Here is a 21799-nt window from a genome sequence, read left to right on the forward strand (position 1 = left end):
TGGTAGGTTTAGAGGTTGAGGCGATTGAGTTCTTTGACGGCAAAATCTACCGCGCGGGCTGTCAAAGCCATATAAGTAATGGAGGGATTGACACAGCTCGAAGAGGTCATACATGCGCCGTCGGTGACGAATACATTGGGTACGGCATGAATTTGGTTTTGTCCATTCAAGACTGAGGTTTTTGGGTCGCGACCCATGCGAGCAGTCCCCATTTCATGCACTCCTACGCCGATTCCTCCCGAATAGTCAAATGGGGTGACGTTTTTGAAACCTGCCTTTTCGAGCATTTCGGCGGCGTCGATTTTCATTTGTTTGCGCATGGCCATTTCATTGCCCTTAAATTCGGCATCCATAGTCAGTGCAGGAAGCCCCCATTTGTCTTTTACCTCTTTGTTGAGCGTTACTTTGTTTTCGTGATAAGGCAAACATTCCCCAAAACCTACCAGCGACATTCCCCAACCTCCGGGTGCAAAAAGGCCATCTTTGAAGTCGGCTCCTACACCTCCACCACCTACGCCACCGCCCCAATTGCCTCTGCCTCCGCTTCCTTGGTAATCATAACCACGAATGAAATCTTTGGTTTGAGAAGCTTCATCCAAGTTGCGATAGCGTGGAATAAAAATCCCGTTAGGACGGCGACCTTTGTAATACTGGTCTTCAAAGCCGTCGTATCCTCCCATGGCACCTACTCGATAATGATGATCCATGAGGTTGTGACCTAGTTCGCCGCTATCATTGCCCATGCCGTTGGGAAAACGGCTTGAGGTAGAATTGAGCAAAATTTGGGTTGAACCTAAAGTGGAGGCATTGAGGAAGATAATTTTGGCATAAAACTCAAATTCTTCTTTGGTTTCGGAATCAATTACTTTAACTCCTTTGGCTTTGCCAGATTTTTCGTCGTAAATGATAGACGCCACTTGCGAATCAGGACGGAGGGTAAGCTTACCTGTAGCATCTGCGGCAGGAAGTGTGACGGCATTGCTACTGAAATAAGCCCCAAAAGGACAACCCCGTGAGCAGCGGTTGCGGTTTTGGCATTGTCCACGGCCGTTTAAGGGCTCGGTAAGATGGGCTACTCGTCCAATAGTGAGGTGCCGCCCTTTGTAGTTTTTTTCAAGGCTTGCTTTGAAATGCTTTTCGAGACAATTTAGCTCCATAGGAGGTAAAAAATGACCATCGGGCAAATGAGACAGGCCGAGTTTTTCGCCGCTGATACCCACAAATTTCTCAACGTAAGTATACCAATTTTCGAGGTCTTTGTATCGAATCGGCCAATCGATGGCGATGCCTTGCTTGGCGTTGGCCTCAAAATCAAGGTCACTCCAGCGATAGCATTGCTTCCCCCAAAGCAAAGAGCGGCCTCCCACTTGGTTTCCTCTAATCCAATCAAAACGCTTCACCTCCGTATAGGGGCTATCGAGGTCGTTGTTGTAAAAATGCTTATTGGTTTCGTTGATAAATCCACTCCGAAGTTGGATGTGGTATTTTTGCTGGTCTTCGTAAGAAAGTTTTTCGCGGTGCTCAAAATCCCAGTGATCGAGATTCATGGTAGGATAATCTTCTACATGCCGCACCATGCGGCCACGCTCCAATACCAAAGTTTGTAGCCCTTTTTCACAAAGCTCTTTGGCGGCCCATCCACCACTGATACCAGAGCCAATCACAATGGCATCGTAGGTATGGGTTTTGTTTACTTTTAAATTAAAACTAGGCATAGGTTAATATATGATTGAATTGAATAATCTTCAGTTAAAATGTTGCTAATGTAAGAAATTAAATGTCGAGATGACAATTGCCAAAAGACTTAATTTATTTTTAATGGAAGACCCCCTTCCTTGGAAGATAGAAGGTTGGCATGATGCATGGCAATCGGCTTTTATAAAGGAGTTGAACTTTTAATGGGAGAACTTTATTGTAAATTTATATGTATATACATATATTTATCTTGAAATTGGAAATATGAATCAAATCTGGGATTTTGAAATTTTCGATTTACTTGATAATCAATCCTATGAAAAGAAGTGAATTTCTTAAAAGTGCCCTTGGAGGGGCTATCACAATGGAATCTTTAAAAGATTTATATAAATGGAACGAACAATTGGCTACTAAAGATAGCCTCATGCCTATGTTGTTTGTAGGACATGGTTCTCCTATGAATGGAATCGAAGATAATGAGTTTAGTCAAGGCTGGAAAAAATTTGGTGAAGAAATACCAGTGCCTACGGCTGTGTTGGTAGTATCGGCGCATTGGTACACACCTGGTACAAAGGTGACAGCCATGCCCGAGCCGCGCACAATTCATGATTTTGGAGGGTTTCCTAAAGCACTTTTTGATGTTCAATATCCTGCCCCCGGAAATCCTGCTTTGGCTAAAGAAACTGCGGCTTTGATTCACAAAGCCAGCGTAGGGCTTGACCACGAATGGGGCCTTGACCACGGTACTTGGACGGTAGTAAGGCACATGTATCCTCAGGCCAATATCCCTGTATTACAGCTTAGTATTGATTATACCAAGCCACCACGCTACCACTACGAGTTGGCGAGAGAATTAGGGGCTTTAAGAAAAAAAGGAGTATTGATCATAGGAAGTGGTAATATGGTACACAACCTACGAATCCTGAATTGGCAACTTACAGACAAAGGATACGACTGGGCCATTGAGATGAACGAGACTTTTAAGTCGTTAATTCAAAAAAATCAACATTCGTCGCTTATCAATTACGAAAACTTAGGACAAGCCGCTAAAATGTCAATCCCAACACCTGAGCACTATTTGCCGCTTTTGTATATTTTGGGATTGAAAGAAGAGAATGAAAAAGTAGGTTTTTTCAACGATAAAACCCTGATGGGTTCTATCTCTATGACCTCCGTCAAGGTAGGTTAGGCACTTTCAGAAATGCCTAACCTACTAGGTTTATACTTCAATCACTGCCTTAATGACGTTGCTTTCGGGTTTTAGCAATTCGTCGAAGGTATCGATAAGTTGGTCAAAAGCAATTCGATGCGAAATCCAAGGACGGGTATCGAGCGTCCCATTTTCCATGGCCGCGATGATGCTTTTGAAATCTTCAGGCAGGGCATTGCGACTGGCCAAAAGGGTTACTTCGCGGCGGTGAAATTCGGGGTCATTGAAAGTGACATCTCCTTGGAATAAACCCACAAAGGTCAATCGCCCGCCGTGAGAAAGATACTTGAAGGCTTGCATCATCGAAGTAGGATTGCCAGTGGCATCAAACACTGCCGTCGGCAAATCTCCCGCAAAAGCTTGTCGGATGTCATCCAATGGACTCTCGTTTTGTAGTAAAATAGTCGCATCTACGCCGAGTTGTTGCGCACAAAAAGCCAATCGAGAAGCGTTCATATCCAACACCGCTACTTTAGCTCCTTTCAACTTTGCAAATTGAATGACAGATAAGCCAATCGGCCCTGCCCCAATGACAAGCACCAAATCATGGGCTTGCACTTGCGCACGGTTGACGGCGTGAGAGCCTATACCGAGGGTTTCGACCAAAGCAAGTTGTTCGTAAGAGAGTGTCTTAGATGGATATACCTTAGACGCAGGCACTTTGATAAGCTCACGCATTCCGCCGTCAGTATGAACTCCTAGTACTTTGATTTGTTCGCAGCAATTGGTTTTTCCGCTTCTGCACGCCTGACATTTACCGCAGTGAAGGTAGGGCTCTACGGCTACTTTGTCGCCTATTTGTAAAGAGGTTATATCATCGCCTACAGCAATGATTTCGGCTCCTAACTCGTGGCCTAGAATGCGAGGATAAGAGAAAAAAGGCTGCTTGCCTCGATAAGCATGATAATCTGTGCCACAAATGCCGATACGATGAATCTTAATCAATACTTCGTGAGGGTCGAGTGAAGTATCAATATCGGTGTCTGAATAACTAAACTGTCCGGGGGTGTTGAGGATGAGGGTTTTCACATCAATGATTGGTTGGGAAATCGCAAATATAAAAACATCCTCAACGCAAACTCTCCTGCCTCTTCCTATTAAGCTGTTTTATTGGATTTAATAAGTTATTTTTGTTTGGTTCAAACCTAGTTTTGTATGTACAAAGACATTCTTTTTTCGCAAAGCGCAGGGGTAGCGCGTATTACCTTCAACCGTCCCGAGGTATTGAATGCCCTCAGTCCAAATCTTATTGCTGAACTTACCGATGCTACCCAAAAAGTAGCATTGGACGAATCTATCAAAGTGTTAATTGTGACAGGAATAGGGCGAGCTTGGTCGGCAGGGGTAGATTTGCAAAGCCTCAATGATAGTATTCAAGAAGGATACTTTTCCAATACCGAAGTACTTGAAATGGGGGTAGCGTTTATTTTGGCGCTTCAGTCTATGCCCCAAGTCACTATTGCGCAGGTCAACGGTCACTGTTATACGGGTGCGATGGAGTTGATGCTGGCGTTTGATTTGGTATATGCAGCCGATGAAGCTCAGATAGGAGATACTCATACCAAATGGGGAATTGCCCCTAAATGGGGTATGACACAGCGCTTACAGCAAAAAGTAGGGCTATTGAAGGCCATGGAAATGTCGTTTACGGCGGAGCCTATTAAGGGACAAGAAGCCGCAAGGATTGGGTTGGTGAATCAATCGGTTCCTCTCGAAGAGCTAGAAGAAAAAGTGAGTCAAGTAGCGGAGAAAATCAAAGCAAACTCTGCGCAAACCATCGCTGCTATGAAAAAGATGTACTATTTTGGGGCGCATCACGGCTTGCATCGGGGGCTGGAGTACGAATGGCAAGCCGATTTTAAAATCACTGACCGTGAGCAGTTTTTGAGAGATTTTAAGAAAAATAAATAAGCTTTTTCTTATGGCTTGGACACAGCTATTGGCTATGCCCAAGCCGCGAATTAATTTACTTTTTCAGTTTTTCTAATTCATCTTTCACAAAGTTCATGAGCTCTGTGATGTATTCTTTAGAAAAATCAAAGGGAATATTGGCTGCCGCATAAATCGCGCTGATAGGGGCGGTATAGCCTAGTTTGAGGGCATTGAGATAGCCTTCTAGTCCCTGTTGAGGGTTTTGCTTATAATTTCGCCATACGCCGATAGCTCCCAGTTGCGCCATGCCGTATTCGATATAATAAAACGGCACTTCGTAGATGTGCAGTTGTTTTTGCCAAATGTACTTTTTGAATGCTTCTAGTCCACTCCAGTCGGTTAGAGAATCGCTGAACTGCTCATAAATAGTGAGCCAATTTTGCTGACGTTCGGCTACTGAGTGGGTAGGGTTTTCATAAATCCAATGTTGAAATTTATCAATGGTTGCTACCCACGGCAAGGTTTCGATGATAGATTCGAGGTGTTGGATTTTGGCGCGGCGTAGTTCATCTTTGTTTTCAAAAAATACATCCCAATAATCCATCGTAAGCAGTTCCATACTCATCGAAGCCAATTCGGCGACTTCGGCGGGCGTATTTTTGAAAGAATTGAGCAGTAAATCCCGTGTCACAAAATTGTGAACCGCATGCCCTCCTTCGTGCAGAAGCGTAACCAAATCGCGCAAATTAGAGGTTGCATTCATGAAAATGAATGGTACGCCGATTTCTTCTAAGGGATAATTGTAGCCACCAGGTGCTTTGCCCTTGCGCGATTCGAGGTCGAGGTGTCCCATGGCTTTCATGATGCGCAGGTAATCCCCAAGCTCAGGGTCAAGCAGGGTAAAACAGGTGATGGTTTTTTCGAGCAATTCTTCACCCGTACTGAAAGGCTTCAGCGGGGGTAAATTTTGTGGATCTACCTTGAAATCCCACGGACGAAGGCTCGAAAGTTGCAGCGCCTCTTTACGTTCGAGTGCCATGGTATTGAGCATTGGTACTACGGCTTCTGCTACTGACTCATGAAAGTTGAAGCAGTCTTGGGGAGTATAATCGAAGCGGCCCAAAGCGGCAAACATATAATCGCGAAAGTTGTCAAAACCAGCGTTGGTAGCTACTTGATGGCGCAAATCGCGTAAGGTATTGAGTAGCTCGTCGAGTTTGTCTTTGTCTTCCAATCGCCGTGTTTGGATTTTATTCCACACTTCTTCCCGAAGAGCGCGGTCGGTCGATTGCAAAAAATCTGAGGCTTTTTGCAGTGTTACTTCTTCTCCTTGGATATTGACCGTCATGGCGCCTACGGTAGCTCCGTATTTGGCTTGTTCGGTTTGGATTTGGGTTTGGAGAGGAATATTTTCATCCCTAAAAATCTCAATGGCTTTTTTCATGCTACGAAGCGCGATGTCAAATCCTTGGTCTTTGAGTTCATTCAAAAAAGGACTTTCCAAGGCTTTTTGGTCGAGTGCATTGCCATAGGCAGAGAGGTGAGGCTGGAAGTTTTCTACAAAATCACCGAATTCCTTTTGATATTGCTCACTGCTTGTATCGCAAGTCATGCGGATATACCGCCATGCAAAGTTTTCGGAGAGATAAGACTCCAATTCGCTTTTGTCCAAAAACCATTGCCGTAATGCTTCGGCCGATTCAATAGGGCGATTGATGAGGTTTTCATAAAATGGCTGAAGTTGCTCCCAAGTGGTAAGCTCAAAATCTTCTCCTAAAAATTTTCGAGGCGGGCGTTGGGGAATATTAATCGCTGACATAAGGCTGATTTTTCGATGTTTTGATAATGTTGGCTAACAAAGGAAGGTGAAAAATGGTTTTGTTAAAAACAACATAACTACTAATCATTAATTTTATCATCAAGACGAGCTACTTCTTCTAAGATTGATCGCAAAAAATTATGTGGCTTAATATTCTCATTGTGTTAGGAACCTTTGTATTTATGGAAGGTTTTGCGTGGTTTACGCACAAATACATCATGCACGGGCCCATGTGGAATTGGCATGAATCTCACCATGTTCATCATAAAGGATGGTGGGAAACCAACGACCTCTTCGGGATTATCTTTGGGGCGACGGCGACGGTTTTGATTATAGTAGGGTCGGAGTGGGAATCATTTCGGTGGTTGATGTATGTCGGGATAGGAGTTACGCTTTACGGAATTGCCTATTTTGTATTTCATGATATAATCGTACACCGTCGAATCAAGATTAAATTTAAAACGACTAGTCGGTATCTTAATCGTATTATTTGGGCGCATTATATGCATCATAAAGTTCACCAACGTGATGGGGCTGAGGCATTTGGGTTTTTGTATGCTCCCAAGAAGTATGACAAGCAAAAAATGAAAGAGAAATAAGAACGTATTTTTTTGAGTCAAGCCACGATTTTTCTAAAAGTAGTTTTGTAAGATTGGCTGCTTTAATCAAAAAATACGTACAATAATGACAAAATCGTTTTATCTCCTCGCGCTTCTTTTTGCTATTTCAGTGAGTTCTTTTGCGCAAAAAAAGAAAAAAGCGGCTACTAAAGATGCTATTTTGGTTTTTTCTAAAACGGCGGGCTACCGACATTCGTCTATTCCCAAAGGAAAGCAAGCGTTGATACTCATGGGGCAGCAAAACAGATTTGCAGTAGATACTACAGAAGATGCGTCGGTATTTACGCCCGAAAACCTAAAGAAATACAAAGCAGTAGTATTTTTGAGTACTACTGGAAACATCCTCAACCAAGAGCAAGAACATGCTTTTGAGCAGTTTATCCGTGCAGGAGGAGGTTTTGTGGGGATTCATGCCGCCGCCGATACCGAATACGACTGGCCTTGGTATAATCAACTGGTAGGAGCGTACTTTTTAAGTCATCCCAAACAGCAAAATGTAGATGTAGTAGTCAATGACCACAATCACCCATCTACTACTATGCTACCCGACCGCTGGAAGCGTTTTGATGAGTTATATAATTATAAAAAAATAGTGCTTGGTATCAAAGTATTGGCGACACTCGACGAATCTACCTATAAAGGCGGAGCAAACGGGGTCAATCATCCTTTTATTTGGTATCGTGAGTTTGATGGAGGGCGGTCTTTCTACACGGGAGGTGGCCATACTGACGAGTCGTTTGTAGAACCGCTATTTGTACAGCATTTGCTGGGAGGAATAGAATATGCGATTGGTCGTAAATCCGTAAAGAAACCGATGTAAGGGGTTACGTTGGTAATTAGTACAATCATGAATGCAGATAGGCTGCTTTGGTAGCTTGTCTGCGTTTTTTTTATTTGGAATGAGGTACGAATTCCACAAAATACCCGAAAAATACGCATGGAATGGTTTTTTGATGAAATATACCAAATCAAAAAATGCAATAAACATGAAAACGAAAGTATTACTGTTAGCGCTTCTGTTGGTTCAAGGACTAAGCTATGCACAAAGCGAACCCAAATTTTTTAGCCTAGGTCTACGTGCTGGTGCCAACTTATCACAATTTAAAGGCAACGATTTGTCGTTGAATTCAAGCGAAGGTTCTTTTCAATTGACCGACAATAGCAACCGAGTGTGGGGAGCTACAGGAGGTATCTTTATGAGATTTGGACGTACGTTCTTCATACAGCCAGAAATCATGCTTTCTCAAAAAGGAGGTAGATTTAGCGTATTTGAAGGAAATACTGGAAAGGCTGAAAAAAGCTTCAAAATGACAAACTTAGATTTTCCAGTAATGTTTGGGGTAAAAATTGCCCGTTTCTTGAGAATCAATGCAGGGCCAGTAGCGGCTTTCAACTTAGGCCGTGATGGAGACTTAGAAGAAGCTTTTGAAGACTATACCAATGAAAAAGACTTCGATAGCGCTTTTCGGAGAGCGGCTCTGGGGTATCAGGCAGGTATAGGCCTTGATTTTGGCAAACTCAACCTTGATGTGCGTTATGAAGGAAACCTCACTGATGTAGTAAAACTTCAATTGAGCAATCCACAAGCTCAGGCGCAGTTTGACCGTAAGATGAATCTCGTTCAAGCTACCCTAGGTTTTGCTTTTTAGTGCTTATATTATTCCATCAATCAATAAAAAAAGGGCGATTATCGCCCTTTTTTTATTGATTGAACTTTACTTTTCAAATATTTCGTCCTCTTCTCCATTTACGATTTGATTATCATTTTCGGCGTTGATTTCGTGTTTTTGAGGGTCGGGGGGAGTATGTTTATCGGGTTCGATTTCGGGAGGAGCCGTAGGCTGTTCTATTTCTGGTTGATGGATCTCGGGCTGCGCAGGATGCGGCTCCACTTCTGGTGCAGGCGTAGGTGGCGCAGGCGTGGGATCGGGTGTTTGTGTGTTTTTCATGGTTTGAAATATGTTTGGTTTGGATATTGTTTTGAAAAACCTGTGCCACGTTTTTTGGGGAACAATCTCCTCAGGCTAGTACAATATTGGTTTGGAATACATTTTTAGCATATAGTAGTGACAATAATAATACAGTGAAGCCAACTTTGATAGGTTTCAAGTTTGATTAAGTTTTCACAATAAAATCAAAAAACAGCCGCTATGCCTCCCGTACCTCAAAATTTTCAATTACCTTATATAGCACGTTTAGCTTTTGGACTTATCTGTGTCACCATTATTGTATATTGGATGCACGTACTTGGCTCAATCGTAACTTTGCTATTGTTTTCTATCCTTTTTTCGATAGCTATGTATCCGCTTACTGATTGGCTAGAACGAAAAGGTTTAGGTAGAATGTTGGCTATTGCGATTGCTATTATTACATTTTCGTTGGTAGCAGCGGGAGTGTGTATGATCTTAGGATATCAGGTGAGAGATTTTTCAGAAATGCTTCCCCAATTGATTAATAAAGTAAATGCATCTCTAAGCAAAGTGCAGCTTTGGGCGTATGAGCGTTTTAAAATTCCCCCAAGCCGTCAGTTAAATGAGTTGCAGAAATACTGGCAAAATATAGCCGAAGGAGGAGGGTCGGTAGTAGGAACCGCCGTCTCTACCACCACTACCATGCTAGGCAATATCTCTATCTTGCCCGTGTATATTTTCTTCTTGCTGTATTATCGCGATATGTTCAAGCAGTTTTTTTGCAAAGTTTTTGCTTCTACCAAAAAAGCCAAAATACATGAAGTACTTAGTAAAATATACGAAGTAGTACACAGCTACCTTTCAGGGCTTTTGATTGTGACCTTGATCGTGGGTACGCTCAATTCGGTAGGGCTATTAATTTTAGGGATTCCATCGGCTATCTTCTTTGGGTTTTTAGCTGCTATTTTATTGATTATTCCTTATATAGGAATCTTGATAGGGTCTATTTTGCCCATTGTGGTAGCCCTTGTTACTAAAGATTCCCCTATGTACGCGGTAGGAGTAGCCGGAATTTTCTTCTTTGTACAAATGCTGGAAGGAAATATCATTACACCTTATATTGTAGGATCCAAAATTAGCGTCAATCCCTTGGCTGCCATTGTGATGTTGTTTTTGGGAGGAGCTTTGTGGGGAATTGCTGGACTAGCATTGGCCTTACCACTTACGGCGATTTTGAAAGTGGTGTTTGATGAAGTAGACGAGCTAAAACCTTATGGATATTTGCTTGGAGAGCCCGAAACTACCAACAAACAACGAGCTATTCAGAGTAAAAAAGTACAAAAAATAGAACAAAATGTAGTGGAAAGTATTGCTGAAACTACCCAAGAAGTAAAATCGCTTTTTGGACGAAAAAAAGCCACAAAATCAGCATAATGAGTAAAATTGGGTAGAAGGTTCTACAAATTTTATGCTTCGGAAGTATTGAATTGAAGAGTTGTAAGTGGTATAGTTTTTTGTAAATCTTGAATATCAAAGACTAACACTACAATTTAAAATATTTATGGATATAGCCATTACCCCAAAGTATATAAAAAGTAAAGTAGGTGGTATGGGGGCCGTACCTACCGATGAAGGGGTGTCGTTTAGAGTATGGGCTCCTAATGCACAAAAAGTATTTGTAACAGGTGACTTCAATGGTTGGGAAAAAGCGTCTATCGCGTTAACTCACGAAGAAAACGGCTTTTGGTCAGTACAAGTACCGGAAGCCTCCACTGGACATCAATATAAATATGTCTTGAAAACAGCCCAAGGTGAATTAATGAGAAATGACCCCTATGCGCGAGAAGTTACCAATTCGGTAGGCAATAGTGTGGTCGTTAATCCTTCGGATTTTGACTGGCAAAATGATCATTTTGATATGCCTTCTTTCAACAAAATGGTCATATATGAACTACACGTAGGAAGTTTTAACGTAAAGGAAGAAGGCAAAGCAGGGGATTTTTATGGCGTAATCGAAAAATTAGATTATCTAAAATCTATTGGAGTTAATGTCATAGAATTGATGCCCGTGGCTGAGTTTCCGGGTGGTTTCTCTTGGGGCTATAATCCGGCTCATCCTTTTGCGGTAGAGTCAGAATATGGAGGTCCCAAAGCACTAAAAGAACTCGTGAAAGCAGCACATCAAAAAGGAATCGCGGTGGTGTTGGATGTAGTTTACAACCACTTTGGGCCTACTGATATGGATTTGTGGCAATTTGACGGTTGGCAAGAAAACGGTTTAGGGGGAATTTATTTTTATAACGACTGGCGCGCCAAAACTCCTTGGGGAGATACAAGGCCAGACTATGGAAGATCAGAAGTACGACAGTATATCCGTGACAATGCTCTCATGTGGCTTGAAGAATACCACATTGATGGCCTTAGGATGGATATGGTTCCGTATATCAGAAACGTAAACGCTGACGGAAATCCTGCCAATGACCTGGAAGAAGGGTATAAACTGATACAATGGGTCAATTCAGAGATTAAATCTAGGTACCCTGAAAAATTTACAGTAGCCGAAGATTTACATACGCTAGATGCCATTACAGCACCTGTCGAAAATGGAGGACTCGGCTATAGTAGTCAGTGGGATAGTCAATTTGTACATCCTATTAGAGATATTATTATCCAAATGCACGATGAGCATCGTAACATGGATGTAGTGGTGGCGTCTATTGTACACCGTTATAACAATGATGTTTTTGAAAGAGTCATTTATACAGAATCGCACGATGAAGTCTCCAACGGACAAGCTCGCGTAACACAGGAAATTGCGGGAGAGCAGGATGTCGATAATTGGTATGCCAAAAAACGCTCTCTCTTAGGAGCTGCTCTTATGATGACAGCCCCTGGTATACCGATGCTGTTTCAAGGACAAACCATGCTGGAAGATGGCTGGTTTCAAGATACCGATCCTATCGATTGGTCACGGGTTTCGGAATTCAAAGGCATCACTAAGCTTTATCGGGATTTGATTCATTTACGTCTTGATTATAAAGGAATTACCAAAGGACTATCGGGGCAAAATGTAGAAATTTTACACGTTGATAACCAAAATAAGGTGGTGGCGTTTCAGCGTTGGATGGAGGGTGGCTCCAAAGATACCACGGTGATAGTAATGAATTTTTCGCAGCAACCCATCGAAAACTATAGTATTCGTTTTCCAATGCAAGGTCTGTGGAAAATCAGGTTCAACAGTGATTGGGAAGGCTATGATAATGACTTTGATAGTCACTTTAGTTATGATATAGAAATAAATACATCCCAAAATGATGATTCTCATTGGATGGCAGATGTTTCTTTAGGAGCTTACAGTACTATTATTTATTCACAAGATTAATCAAAATTGTTTCACAATAAACTTACTAATAGAATGAAAAGAGTATTCAAAACCGCCGCAATGTTGTTGGCATTAGGAATGTTTACATTGACTAGCTGCTCAAGAGAAGATAAAAGAGAAGTAGCTGATGATGTGCAGAACGCACAAGACAAAGTAGAGGACACAGCTGATAATGTAGCTGAAGATGTAAAAGAAGCAGGCCAAGAAACCGCTGCTGAAATCGAAGCCGAACGTAAAGAAATGGCCGAAAAAATTGAAAAACGCAAAAAAGAAATCAATAAAGAATTAGACGAATTGGATGCGAAAATCAAAACGGCTAAGGCGAATGAAAAAGCAAAATGGGAAAAACGCCGCGCTAATCTTAAAGAAGATATCAATGAGCTAGATGCGGAAATGGCCGAAGTAAAAAAAGACATCAAACGAGATTGGAAGCAGTTTAAGCGTGATCTAAATGCAAAGATTGACGACATGCAAAAAGATCTAGAAAACTAGTATACAATCAAATTCTGTTCGAAAAGTGAGTAGGCACCAAGTAATATATGGTAAGAAAAACTTTTCGGACAGAATTTTTTAATAAACAATATGAAAAATCGCTACACCATTGTCTTAAAGACATTATTTAAGGTCAGTCAATAAAACAACTCAAGCATATATCCACATAACAATAACACACCTAATTGAAGAGAGTCATGGAAGAAGTGAAAGAGTCAATGGTGGTACAGTTGAGGAAATTGTGGGCGCTGTACCTGCGACGCTTGCAAGTATGCAAGCAGCTCGAAAAACAATCGTTAGCTGAAGATAAAAGCACGTTTATCAAGCATTTTCAGGCCGAAACGCAGCTTTTTCTTAACGAAGCAAGCCAGTTTGATTGGATTCTTGGGCAAAAATGCTTGCCTATAGCTGTGGCTTGTAAAAGTCTGTATGAAGTTGATAATCATCTGATTAAAGTCTATGCTGTCTTGCAGAATGATACTTCTTGGGAACAAGAATACCCCGAGTTGTCGCGATTTCTGATGCGAAACTTGGGACGTATCAAGGCTTCTTTGGGGTTGACTCGCTATTTATGATATCCACAACCGTCGGGTTGAATCAATAATTATTCGTACTTTTACTAATATTCACTCAGCGGTCATTTTTGAAAAACAAACTAGAAAATGGGCGACTCAAATCACTATAATCTTATCTTTTTAACCCATTTTTATCCATGAAACTAAGAGGCAAAAGTGTCTTCAAGTATCAAGTCAACGAAAACACGCCCGTCCTAATGCTATTACGTCCTCGTCGTCAAGAGGGGCAATCTATCATCAAAGAAGAATTTACGACTGAACCTACCTTCCCTTTTAATGAATATACCGACGACTATGGTAACCAGTGTCAAAGAGCGGTATTTCCGGTAGGGCCCCTTACTATTACCACTGAGGTGGAGTCATTGGTAGAGCCACATGTTCAGCTGCAAGAGCCTTTTCCTGAATTTGTGCCGGTAGAAGAATTGCCCAGCGAGACGATTATTTATTTATTGCCAAGTCGCTATTGTCAGTCTGAGCTTCCCGAAATCAATGATTTGGCTCAGCAAATTGTGGCAGAAGTGCCTATAGGGTATCTTCAAGCAGAAGCTATCCGCAACTGGGTACATCAAAACATTAAATATGAGTACAACACTACCGATTCTTCTACTACTGCGGTAGACATCACACGGCAAAAAGTAGGTGTATGCCGCGATTTTACCCATTTGAGTATTGCGTTGTGTCGTAGTTTATGTTTGCCTGCTCGTATGACTGTGGGATATTTAGACAAGCTAAAATACATGGATTTACATGCGTGGTTTGAGGTTTTTTTGGGGGGACAATGGCACACCTTTGATGCCGTACAACCCCAAACAGAAGGATGCAGGATTGTGATAGGCTACGGGAGAGACGCTGCTGATGTAGCCATGGTGACTCAGTTTGGTGATTCGGAGTTGCTATCTTTGACGGTAGAAACGGCCGTAATAGAAGAAGAATAAAATATAGGCAAAGAAAGCCGGGGTGTTTGATTCTCTAAAAAAGAAATTATGCGCTTAGAGAGCTACTAGGGAAATATAATACTAGGGCATTAGAACCAAAAGAGGGTGTCTGCATCAGACACCCTCTTAGTTTAATGATTGCCGTCCTGATACGGGTTTTGACCGTAGTAAGGGGCAATTGCAGCTTTTTGGCAGTTTCTTCGTGCGTATATCCACCCCAGTACACCATTTCGATGAGCAGTCGGTGCTCGGCTTTTAGAGTAGACACTAGTTCTCGTAGCTCATGGCTGTCCATCAATCCGAATATAGCTTGGCGCTCTTCTATTGAAGTAGCTGCCTTTTCGATTTCAATCATTTCGGGACGTCTGGCTCTCAAAAAATCAATAGCACAGTTGCGGGCTATGTTGAGCATCCAAGTAAATAGCCGCCCTTTTGAAGAGTCATAGTGGGATATTTTCTTCCAAATCTTGACGAAAGTATCTTGTAGTAAATCCTGAGCAACGTCTTCTTCTTGCACAATTTTGAGGAGTATTCCATAAAGAGCCTCCGAGTAGTTGTCATATAGATAGTTGAATGCTTTCCGATCTTGTTGAGAAAGCATTTCTAACAGTTCGTTTTCGGCATAAGTCGGTACTTTCATACAAGTATGGGAGAAATTTAAGGGAGTTAGAGAAATTAAGAAAAGCTTGGTTTGTAATATAAATCCTTCAAAGAGACAGACTTATTGGATTTTCAAAGTCTCTTGTTCGGCTTTATTATATTGGGTGCTTGTACTGATGCTTTGTATGATTTTGAGCGAGTTTTCGAGGTTTTCACGTTGACGTTGCAGCACTCCTCGAAGTTCTTCATTATTATATATTTCTTCTGTGGCCAATGCTTCATCATAAGTCTGGAGAGCAGAGCTATCCCCAAATTCGCAGGATGCTAAAATAGCAGCTCTGTCATTTCCCACAATCGCTGCTTTGAGATTAAGCCAAGCCTGATGGATATTTCCACCGATGGTTCCTTTGGTGGTAGGTTCGGCTCCCATATCACGAATATAAGCGGCCAAATTTTCAGCGAAATTGACGCTTTCATTAAGCATAGTCGAAAATACTATTTGCAGGTCTTCATCTTTGATTTCCTGTGCTGCTTGATGGTACCCCGCTATCCGGTCGTTGTTGATATGCAGCAGTCCATTGAGTATATCCACAACTTTTTCGATGGTGTCTTGATTGAGTTCCATGACGTAGCTTTAATAAATATTGAATAGATACATATTCCCCAAAAAATCTAATACCACCTATTTTAGGGTAAAATTGAGGAGAGAAAACGGGGACTTGGGGTGTTTTTTCTACAATATTTTTGAATACCTCACTGGCATCTGTTTTTCTGATAGATAAGTATCTAATAAGACGCCATACTCAAAACAATATATTGTTATGAATAACATCGAAAAAGAAAGTGTCAAAGATGACGCAAAATCTCAGAAAATTTCGGCAAGTACTATTTTTTGGATAGTGCTGGGGGTTGGAATCTTACTCATGGGCTTTGCTTATTTCAGCGGATATTTTACAGTCGGTGAAGACGGTGGAGGAAGAATGGGCCCCGTAAGTGGCAAAGACTCAGCAATAGTTACCAAAAGTGATACCATACAAGGAAACTAGCCTTAAGTATACATGATGACTACTGTCTATAAACAATCAAAATTACCTTCTAAAAAAACATATCTTTTCTTAACATAACCAAAAATCAATTTTTATCATGAAAACTAAAGAAGAATTGCTTAAAGAAGCTGCCGAGCATAAAGTGGAAACTGTGGAAAAAAAAGCAGATGTAGCCAAAGCTGAGTTACAAGAAAAAGTAGACGATGTAAAAATTGGGGCTGCTACATTGGCCGAAAAAGCCCAAGACAAATGGGAAGATTTCAAAGATAAAGCCGAAGATGCTTGGGAAAATACCAAAGAAAAAGTAAAAGATGCTTGGGAAGATACAAAAGACAAAGCCGAAGAAATTCGTGATAAAGTAGCCGACAAAACCCAAGATACAAAAGAAGAAATTCGGGAAAAAACAAGATAGTAATCCCTTCTTCATGGCCTCGATTCGACTGTATATACAGCCTAATCGAGGCTTTTTGTTGATAATAAATAAGCCTTCATTTACTGAATACATTTAACTTAATCGATTTATAGCTATGGATTTAAGGACCGATTCTCCTTACTGGCTTATGAAAAATGGCTTTGTTTATTCTTACCCTTCTCTTAATCATTCGGTCAAAACAGAAGTAGCAATCATAGGCGGCGGAATTACCGGTGCTTTGATAGCTTACCATCTTACTCAAGCGGGGATTTCTACGGTGGTAGTTGACAAACGAAAAATCGGAATGGGAAGTACTTGTGCGAGTACTGCTTTGCTTCAATACGAAATTGATACTCCTTTGAATCAGCTAATGTCTTTGGTGGGTGAAAAAAACGCTAATCGCAGCTATCTACTATGTGTAGAAGCCATCAAAAAAATCGAATCTATCACCAAAACCTTACCGAATGAAGTGGGTTTTGAAAACAAACAGAGTTTTTACTACGCATCCAGAAAAAAAGACCTTGACGAACTTGAAAAAGAACTAAAACTAAGGCAAAAAATAGGGATAGAAGTCGATTTTTGGACCCAAGAAAAGATAGAAAAGCATTTTAGTTTTTCTGCGCCTGGCGCTCTCATGTCAAATTCAGGGGCGCAAATTGACGCCTATCGTTTTACACATGAGCTTTTTCAGTGGGCGCAAGCACGCGGATGTCAGGTGTTTGATGATACGACCGTTGAGGAGATTGTGCATCATAAAAATAGAGTCACCCTAACGACCGAGCACGGCCATACTGTGGAAGCCCAAAAACTAATCATCGCGTGTGGATATGAATCTCAAAACTATTTGACAAAAAAAATAGTAGACTTCAATTCTTCCTTTGCTGTGGTAAGTGAACCTGTGCCTATGGAAGATATTTGGTATCACAACTGCTTGATTTGGGAAACCGCCCGGCCTTATTTATACATCCGAACAACCTCCGACAATCGTATATTAATAGGAGGAAAAGACGAGCCTTTTTATAGCCCTACCAAAAGAGACGCTCTCAACAAGCGTAAAGCCGCCCAGCTAGAAAATGCCTTTAAACGAAGATTCCCTCATATTCCGTTTCGGGTAGATTTTAAGTGGGCAGGTACCTTTGCCGAAACTATTGATGGGCTACCCTATATTGGAAAAGTGAAAGAGCGCCCACATACTTACTTTGCTATGGGTTTTGGAGGCAATGGTATTGTTTTTAGCCTTTTAGCAGCGGAGATAATCAGAGATGAATTGGAAGGGAAGAAAAACGCAGACGCGTCAATATTTAAGTTTGATCGTTAGAGTGTATAACTAAAAAAATACTATTCAAGGATTTGCTCTATCTTGCTCAAATCGAGCGGTTTTTCGACAAAACCATCGGCACCCGACTGTAGTGCACGCTCTCGTAAGCCGCTCATTGCGGTGATCATAACGAGTTTAGAAGTAGGGGCTTTTTCCCGAAATTTTTCGATTTGTTCTACACCGATTCCGTCTGGCAGGTTGTTGTCCAAAAAAATCAATGAAGGTTGTTCTTCGGCAGCTTTAGCAAGTCCTTCTGCAAGGGTATGTGCTCTGAGCGACATAATCCCAAACCTCTGTAATGCTAACCCTAATAAAAGACAGGTGTCAATCTCATCGTCTATGATCACAGCCTTTCTGTAGGTTTCTGAAAAGGCTCTATTACTCATTTTTTACAAATTGGTTAAAGTACACATTATTAATATTTTGAATCATGGCTGAATTAATAATACAAAGCAGTTCTGCTTTGTATTATTACCTTTAATATTAGTTAAAAAATCGTGCCAGTATAATGTATTAGTGACAGATTGAATGCTCAATAAACCTCAAATTGGGGAAAAAAAGTAACATAATCTGCTTTGAGATAGATATTCGAGTATGGAATGGTTTTTTTTTGATGATATACGAAAATATATGTCAATCACTAAAACTTAAATGCCATGACTAATAATTCGAAAGTTGTATTGGGTATTGTTACTGCCGCTGCCGCAGGAGCTGTTATAGGAATGTTGTTTGCTCCCGAAAAAGGTAGCGAGCTTCGTGATAAAATGCGTGACACCGCAAATGGCTTTGCTTCTGATTTGTTGGATGCCATTCAACGTGGTCGTCAGCAATATACAGAATTAGAAAGCGAAGTAGAAGACAAAGCCAATGAGCTTAAGTCAAAAGCAGCGGGTAAAGTTGCCGAAGTAAAAGACCGTGTAGAATCGGAAGTTGAAAATGTGAAAGAAAAAGCGCAACGTTATTCATAACGGTGAGTCTGACGAAAAGGTACAAACCTGCTAGCTTATACACGATTATCACATATCACAACCTCGAAATTGCGAAGGCATCAGTCTTCGCAATTTCTCAAAATATGATCCCATACAATGCAAGTACTAGAATCTGCAAACGAAATCAAAGAACGAGCCGGAGATTGGTTTGAACACGCTTCCGATTATTTGGAGGCACGTTGGAACTTAGGCGTGTTGGATGTTTCTCAAAAAACCGCTAGTGCCATTTCAAGCTTGGTTTCGGCGCTTATTTTGGGCGCTATTGGTATGTTGGGGTTGCTGTTTGTGAGTTTAGGCGCTGCATGGCTCATTGGGGAGAAACTCCAAAACTTGGCGGCGGGATTTTTCATCGTAGCCTTATTTTATGGAGTTGTCGGGGTGATTTTGTACTTGGTCAAAGACCGGTTTATTAAAATTCCAGTAGTCAACACTTTTATAAAAAAGTTTTATTATGAAAACTAAGATTGAAACAGTTGATGACCTGCGAGCTGAAAGAGCACGATTAAAAAACAAGTTGGAATTGTCTAGAATTCATATGCGAAAAGAAATAAATGCCATAAAAACAGAGCTTAGCCCTGCGCGACAGGCCGTAGGAGTGGTAAGTGATTTGTTGACTACTCCTCGGAAAGGGCTGTTGCCTATTGGGGTAGGGATTGGTGTAGACTTAATCCTGCGACGCACCTTGCTCTCTAAAGCGGGCTGGCTTCCTCGGTTGATAGTCCCTCTTATAGTAAGGAATGTCACCACAAATCTTATTCAGAAAAACAAAACGAGTATCGTAGAAAAAGCCCTGATTTGGCTCAAAAAAGCCACTGATAAGCCTCAGTCTAAGCCACAGCTTATAGAGGCGGCGGCTCCTCAAAAATTGTTGCCAAGCCCTGCCAAGCTGAATGGCAAGGTTCAGCATCCGTCTTTTATGGATAATTAATAAAAAGCCTTAAAGGGTTCGGGTTTTATGGGTAAATGGGTAAGATTAATCCAAAACTTAACCAATGTTAGAATGGTATCATTGAAGACATCAAACGAAGAAGGTTTGGAAATGTAGCAGTTAGCACCTAAAGCATAACATTGGTTAACGTCTTTTTCTGATTTTGAGGTAGTCAATACCACTACTGGAATTTTGCGGAGCTTAGGCTCGGTTTTCAAAACTTTTAGTACCTCTCTTCCATCCATCCTAGGCATATTGAGATCAAGGATGATAAGCCCTACCGAAGCATCATTGTTGTCGGTACGGATGTATTCCAATAGCTCCAAACCATCTCCTACAAACACAGTTGGGTTGAGTAAATTACAATCGTCAAGGACAGATTGCAGCAAGTACCGGTCGTCGTCGTCGTCGTCGGCTATGAGGATAGTGGCGTTTCTGTTCATAATTTCGGGGCTAAATGATTGGTTACTGGCAAATAGATGTGGAATATGGCTCCTTCTTGATTTGGTTTTGCCTCTGCAACTATAAACCCGTTGTGATTGGATACAATTCTGCGGCATAGTGCTAGACCAATTCCCGTGCCTTCATATTCAGACCGATTATGTAATCGTTGGAAAATTACGAAGATTTTTTCAGCATAAATAGGATCAAAACCTATACCATTATCTATAAACGAAATTTGGTGGTAAATGTTTTCTTTTAGATTGGTATTTATTCCTGCGATACTTTCCCCCAGCACCTGTTTATAAACAATTTCGATTACGGGCGGAGTAGTGGGTTTGCTATACTTTATAGCATTAGAAATAAGATTGTTGAATAGCTGAATAATCTGAAATTCTATACCACTAATCACCGGTAGCGTTACGCTTTTGATAGTCACTTTTTTCTTGGAGATAGTATCCGAAAACTCTTCTTGTATGCGCTTAACTAAAGTGTTGAGGTCAATCTCTTGGAAAATTTTTTCGCGCATATTTGCCGTTCTTGAAAACAACAACAAATCATCAATAAGTTGCTGCATTCGATTAGCTGATTGATTGATTTTGGTGAGGTTGGCTTTACCGTCTTCGCTGAGTTGATCGTATTGTTTTAGGATGAGCCTTTCGCCAAAGGCGCGGATTTTGCGCAGCGGCTCTTGTAAATCATGAGATGCTACGTACGCAAACTGCTCAAGTTCAGCATTGGCCCGTTCTAAGTCGGTGAGCTTTTCTTCTAATGTCTTTTGGAAACTAATACGCCGCGAAAGCTCTACATACAATAATCGAAAGAAAATAAGCAAAAATGCCAAAGACACTACCGAAAGCAACAAAAGGTAAAAGTTGGTGTTGCGGTCGGCTATTTTTTGCATTTCGGCTCGTTGATTGAGTAGTTGGAGCTCGTCTTCTTCAAAATGCCGAGAAATTACCCTAATCTTATCCATTTCTTTTCGTCCTTCTTCTAGAGCCACTCCATCAAAATGCTGTTTGGCTTTTATACGGCTAATGTTTAGTTCAATTAGGTTTATGTGCCGTTGGATAAGCATGTTGATAGTATCTAAGCGCCGGAGTTGGAGGGGATTGTCTCGCACAAGCAGCCGGAAGTCACGAGTTACTTTTTTTAGTTTGTTTCTGCCTTCCGCATAAGGGTATAAATATTTTTCTTGGCCAGAGAGTAAGTAGCCTCTATGTCCGATTTCTATAATAGATAAAGTATTGGTCAAGTCTTTGTTTTTGAGACGTACTCGGTAGCTGTGATTCACCGATTCGGTGCGTCGGCCGGTTTCTTGTACTCGGTCGTAGGCGAGCCAGCTTAAAAAGATAAGCATGAATAAACTGACGGCCATTGCTAAAAAAATTCCCAACAAATCGTTGCGTAAAATCATAAGGGTGATGAATCTGTGGCTTATTTTCTACAAATAAATGTAGAGAAAAATACCCAATTTGGGTAAAAAATCGTTTTAGTATAAAACTATAAAATCATAATATGTGTTGTATATAAAAAGTTTGAAAAATGTAATGTA

At 41.2% G+C, this 21799-nt stretch carries 25 protein-coding genes; 16 read left to right on the forward strand and 9 right to left on the reverse strand.

Annotated elements, in window-relative coordinates; all coding sequences use genetic code 11:
• Positions 1-8 precede the first annotated feature (8 nt).
• Complete coding sequence (locus P1X15_RS01135; protein ID WP_277336298.1) at positions 9-1715, reverse strand: GMC oxidoreductase; 1707 nt, start codon at positions 1713-1715, stop codon at positions 9-11.
• A gap of 296 nt (positions 1716-2011) precedes the next feature.
• On the opposite strand from P1X15_RS01135, the gene ygiD reads away from it, so the two are divergent.
• Entirely contained in the window at positions 2012-2884 is an 873-nt protein-coding gene (gene ygiD, locus P1X15_RS01140; RefSeq protein WP_277336299.1) for a 4,5-DOPA dioxygenase extradiol, read from the forward strand.
• A 30-nt stretch (positions 2885-2914) separates the two neighbouring features.
• On the opposite strand, the gene P1X15_RS01145 is transcribed toward ygiD, so the two are convergent.
• A complete protein-coding gene (locus P1X15_RS01145) occupies positions 2915-3934 on the reverse strand; it encodes a zinc-binding alcohol dehydrogenase family protein (RefSeq protein WP_277336300.1) in 1020 nt (339 codons plus the stop codon).
• Positions 3935-4060: 126 nt separating this feature from the next.
• Between P1X15_RS01145 and P1X15_RS01150 the strand changes: the two genes are divergently transcribed.
• A complete protein-coding gene (locus P1X15_RS01150; RefSeq protein ID WP_277336301.1) occupies positions 4061-4816 on the forward strand; it encodes an enoyl-CoA hydratase/isomerase family protein in 756 nt (251 codons plus the stop codon).
• Between the two features lie 55 nt (positions 4817-4871).
• Here the strand turns inward: P1X15_RS01150 and P1X15_RS01155 are convergent, their stop codons facing one another.
• On the reverse strand, positions 4872-6596 hold the full coding sequence (locus P1X15_RS01155; RefSeq protein WP_277336302.1) for a M3 family oligoendopeptidase: 1725 nt from the start codon (positions 6594-6596) through the stop codon (positions 4872-4874).
• Between the two features lie 140 nt (positions 6597-6736).
• Here P1X15_RS01155 and P1X15_RS01160 point away from each other — a divergent pair, with 140 nt between their 5' ends.
• The 3 genes from P1X15_RS01160 to P1X15_RS01170 all read left to right on the forward strand — a co-directional run bounded on the left by P1X15_RS01160 (position 6737) and on the right by P1X15_RS01170 (position 8865).
• Positions 6737-7195, forward strand: coding sequence for a beta-carotene hydroxylase (locus P1X15_RS01160; protein ID WP_277336303.1), 459 nt, complete (start codon positions 6737-6739; stop codon positions 7193-7195).
• Between the two features lie 85 nt (positions 7196-7280).
• Positions 7281-8036, forward strand: coding sequence for a ThuA domain-containing protein (locus P1X15_RS01165; RefSeq protein WP_310586002.1), 756 nt, complete (start codon positions 7281-7283; stop codon positions 8034-8036).
• Between the two features lie 166 nt (positions 8037-8202).
• The gene (locus P1X15_RS01170; protein WP_277336304.1) at positions 8203-8865 is read left to right on the forward strand and encodes a porin family protein; all 663 of its coding nucleotides are present in this window, start codon (positions 8203-8205) and stop codon (positions 8863-8865) included.
• A gap of 66 nt (positions 8866-8931) precedes the next feature.
• Here P1X15_RS01170 and P1X15_RS01175 read toward each other — a convergent pair whose 3' ends face one another.
• Positions 8932-9165 (reverse strand): hypothetical protein, encoded by a 234-nt coding sequence (locus P1X15_RS01175; RefSeq protein WP_277336305.1) that lies wholly within the window; start codon positions 9163-9165, stop codon positions 8932-8934.
• A 201-nt stretch (positions 9166-9366) separates the two neighbouring features.
• Here P1X15_RS01175 and P1X15_RS01180 point away from each other — a divergent pair, with 201 nt between their 5' ends.
• From P1X15_RS01180 to P1X15_RS01200, 5 genes are all read left to right on the forward strand, one after another.
• The gene (locus tag P1X15_RS01180) at positions 9367-10560 is read left to right on the forward strand and encodes an AI-2E family transporter (protein WP_277336306.1); all 1194 of its coding nucleotides are present in this window, start codon (positions 9367-9369) and stop codon (positions 10558-10560) included.
• A 127-nt stretch (positions 10561-10687) separates the two neighbouring features.
• Complete coding sequence (locus P1X15_RS01185; protein WP_277336307.1) at positions 10688-12508, forward strand: alpha-amylase family glycosyl hydrolase; 1821 nt, start codon at positions 10688-10690, stop codon at positions 12506-12508.
• 33 nt (positions 12509-12541) lie between these two features.
• A complete protein-coding gene (locus tag P1X15_RS01190; RefSeq protein WP_277336308.1) occupies positions 12542-13000 on the forward strand; it encodes a hypothetical protein in 459 nt (152 codons plus the stop codon).
• 197 nt (positions 13001-13197) lie between these two features.
• Positions 13198-13575, forward strand: coding sequence for a hypothetical protein (locus P1X15_RS01195; protein ID WP_277336309.1), 378 nt, complete (start codon positions 13198-13200; stop codon positions 13573-13575).
• A gap of 137 nt (positions 13576-13712) precedes the next feature.
• Positions 13713-14510, forward strand: coding sequence for a transglutaminase family protein (locus P1X15_RS01200; RefSeq protein ID WP_277336310.1), 798 nt, complete (start codon positions 13713-13715; stop codon positions 14508-14510).
• Positions 14511-14556: 46 nt separating this feature from the next.
• Here P1X15_RS01200 and P1X15_RS01205 read toward each other — a convergent pair whose 3' ends face one another.
• Positions 14557-15150 (reverse strand): RNA polymerase sigma factor, encoded by a 594-nt coding sequence (locus tag P1X15_RS01205; protein WP_277336311.1) that lies wholly within the window; start codon positions 15148-15150, stop codon positions 14557-14559.
• An 81-nt stretch (positions 15151-15231) separates the two neighbouring features.
• Positions 15232-15735 (reverse strand): PA2169 family four-helix-bundle protein, encoded by a 504-nt coding sequence (locus P1X15_RS01210; RefSeq protein WP_277336312.1) that lies wholly within the window; start codon positions 15733-15735, stop codon positions 15232-15234.
• Positions 15736-15931: 196 nt separating this feature from the next.
• Between P1X15_RS01210 and P1X15_RS01215 the strand changes: the two genes are divergently transcribed.
• The 3 genes from P1X15_RS01215 to P1X15_RS01225 all read left to right on the forward strand — a co-directional run bounded on the left by P1X15_RS01215 (position 15932) and on the right by P1X15_RS01225 (position 17886).
• A complete protein-coding gene (locus P1X15_RS01215; protein ID WP_277336313.1) occupies positions 15932-16156 on the forward strand; it encodes a hypothetical protein in 225 nt (74 codons plus the stop codon).
• A 97-nt stretch (positions 16157-16253) separates the two neighbouring features.
• Positions 16254-16568 (forward strand): hypothetical protein, encoded by a 315-nt coding sequence (locus P1X15_RS01220; protein ID WP_277336314.1) that lies wholly within the window; start codon positions 16254-16256, stop codon positions 16566-16568.
• Between the two features lie 115 nt (positions 16569-16683).
• Positions 16684-17886 (forward strand): FAD-binding oxidoreductase, encoded by a 1203-nt coding sequence (locus P1X15_RS01225; RefSeq protein WP_277336315.1) that lies wholly within the window; start codon positions 16684-16686, stop codon positions 17884-17886.
• 20 nt (positions 17887-17906) lie between these two features.
• On the opposite strand, the gene P1X15_RS01230 is transcribed toward P1X15_RS01225, so the two are convergent.
• Positions 17907-18272: a response regulator gene (locus P1X15_RS01230; RefSeq protein WP_277336316.1), complete on the reverse strand. Its 366-nt coding sequence runs from the start codon at positions 18270-18272 to the stop codon at positions 17907-17909.
• Between the two features lie 270 nt (positions 18273-18542).
• Here P1X15_RS01230 and P1X15_RS01235 point away from each other — a divergent pair, with 270 nt between their 5' ends.
• The 3 genes from P1X15_RS01235 to P1X15_RS01245 all read left to right on the forward strand — a co-directional run bounded on the left by P1X15_RS01235 (position 18543) and on the right by P1X15_RS01245 (position 19803).
• Positions 18543-18854: a YtxH domain-containing protein gene (locus tag P1X15_RS01235; RefSeq protein WP_277336317.1), complete on the forward strand. Its 312-nt coding sequence runs from the start codon at positions 18543-18545 to the stop codon at positions 18852-18854.
• Between the two features lie 117 nt (positions 18855-18971).
• The gene (locus tag P1X15_RS01240) at positions 18972-19337 is read left to right on the forward strand and encodes a phage holin family protein (RefSeq protein WP_277336318.1); all 366 of its coding nucleotides are present in this window, start codon (positions 18972-18974) and stop codon (positions 19335-19337) included.
• A complete protein-coding gene (locus P1X15_RS01245) occupies positions 19327-19803 on the forward strand; it encodes a hypothetical protein (protein ID WP_277336319.1) in 477 nt (158 codons plus the stop codon). The genes P1X15_RS01240 and P1X15_RS01245 overlap by 11 nt, the downstream gene beginning before the upstream one ends.
• On the opposite strand, the gene P1X15_RS01250 is transcribed toward P1X15_RS01245, so the two are convergent.
• Positions 19800-20246: a response regulator gene (locus P1X15_RS01250; RefSeq protein WP_277336320.1), complete on the reverse strand. Its 447-nt coding sequence runs from the start codon at positions 20244-20246 to the stop codon at positions 19800-19802. The genes P1X15_RS01245 and P1X15_RS01250 overlap by 4 nt on opposite strands.
• The gene (locus P1X15_RS01255) at positions 20243-21661 is read right to left on the reverse strand and encodes a CHASE3 domain-containing protein (protein WP_277336321.1); all 1419 of its coding nucleotides are present in this window, start codon (positions 21659-21661) and stop codon (positions 20243-20245) included. Before P1X15_RS01255 ends, P1X15_RS01250 begins: the two co-directional genes overlap by 4 nt.
• Positions 21662-21799: the final 138 nt, after the last annotated feature.

The organism is Runella sp. MFBS21 (genome assembly GCF_029433105.1).
In the GTDB taxonomy this organism is placed as follows: Bacteria; Bacteroidota; Bacteroidia; order Cytophagales; family Spirosomataceae; genus Runella.

Coding starts and splice junctions, on each gene's coding strand:
- P1X15_RS01135 (WP_277336298.1), bottom strand. CDS start 1,715: ATGCCTAGTTTTAATTTAAAAGTAAACAAAACCCATACCTACGATGCC.
- ygiD (WP_277336299.1), top strand. CDS start 2,012: ATGAAAAGAAGTGAATTTCTTAAAAGTGCCCTTGGAGGGGCTATCACA.
- P1X15_RS01150 (WP_277336301.1), top strand. CDS start 4,061: ATGTACAAAGACATTCTTTTTTCGCAAAGCGCAGGGGTAGCGCGTATT.
- P1X15_RS01155 (WP_277336302.1), bottom strand. CDS start 6,596: ATGTCAGCGATTAATATTCCCCAACGCCCGCCTCGAAAATTTTTAGGA.
- P1X15_RS01160 (WP_277336303.1), top strand. CDS start 6,737: ATGTGGCTTAATATTCTCATTGTGTTAGGAACCTTTGTATTTATGGAA.
- P1X15_RS01165 (WP_310586002.1), top strand. CDS start 7,281: ATGACAAAATCGTTTTATCTCCTCGCGCTTCTTTTTGCTATTTCAGTG.
- P1X15_RS01170 (WP_277336304.1), top strand. CDS start 8,203: ATGAAAACGAAAGTATTACTGTTAGCGCTTCTGTTGGTTCAAGGACTA.
- P1X15_RS01175 (WP_277336305.1), bottom strand. CDS start 9,165: ATGAAAAACACACAAACACCCGATCCCACGCCTGCGCCACCTACGCCT.
- P1X15_RS01180 (WP_277336306.1), top strand. CDS start 9,367: ATGCCTCCCGTACCTCAAAATTTTCAATTACCTTATATAGCACGTTTA.
- P1X15_RS01185 (WP_277336307.1), top strand. CDS start 10,688: ATGGATATAGCCATTACCCCAAAGTATATAAAAAGTAAAGTAGGTGGT.
- P1X15_RS01190 (WP_277336308.1), top strand. CDS start 12,542: ATGAAAAGAGTATTCAAAACCGCCGCAATGTTGTTGGCATTAGGAATG.
- P1X15_RS01195 (WP_277336309.1), top strand. CDS start 13,198: ATGGAAGAAGTGAAAGAGTCAATGGTGGTACAGTTGAGGAAATTGTGG.
- P1X15_RS01200 (WP_277336310.1), top strand. CDS start 13,713: ATGAAACTAAGAGGCAAAAGTGTCTTCAAGTATCAAGTCAACGAAAAC.
- P1X15_RS01205 (WP_277336311.1), bottom strand. CDS start 15,150: ATGAAAGTACCGACTTATGCCGAAAACGAACTGTTAGAAATGCTTTCT.
- P1X15_RS01210 (WP_277336312.1), bottom strand. CDS start 15,735: ATGGAACTCAATCAAGACACCATCGAAAAAGTTGTGGATATACTCAAT.
- P1X15_RS01215 (WP_277336313.1), top strand. CDS start 15,932: ATGAATAACATCGAAAAAGAAAGTGTCAAAGATGACGCAAAATCTCAG.
- P1X15_RS01220 (WP_277336314.1), top strand. CDS start 16,254: ATGAAAACTAAAGAAGAATTGCTTAAAGAAGCTGCCGAGCATAAAGTG.
- P1X15_RS01225 (WP_277336315.1), top strand. CDS start 16,684: ATGGATTTAAGGACCGATTCTCCTTACTGGCTTATGAAAAATGGCTTT.
- P1X15_RS01230 (WP_277336316.1), bottom strand. CDS start 18,272: ATGAGTAATAGAGCCTTTTCAGAAACCTACAGAAAGGCTGTGATCATA.
- P1X15_RS01235 (WP_277336317.1), top strand. CDS start 18,543: ATGACTAATAATTCGAAAGTTGTATTGGGTATTGTTACTGCCGCTGCC.
- P1X15_RS01240 (WP_277336318.1), top strand. CDS start 18,972: ATGCAAGTACTAGAATCTGCAAACGAAATCAAAGAACGAGCCGGAGAT.
- P1X15_RS01245 (WP_277336319.1), top strand. CDS start 19,327: ATGAAAACTAAGATTGAAACAGTTGATGACCTGCGAGCTGAAAGAGCA.
- P1X15_RS01250 (WP_277336320.1), bottom strand. CDS start 20,246: ATGAACAGAAACGCCACTATCCTCATAGCCGACGACGACGACGACGAC.
- P1X15_RS01255 (WP_277336321.1), bottom strand. CDS start 21,661: ATGATTTTACGCAACGATTTGTTGGGAATTTTTTTAGCAATGGCCGTC.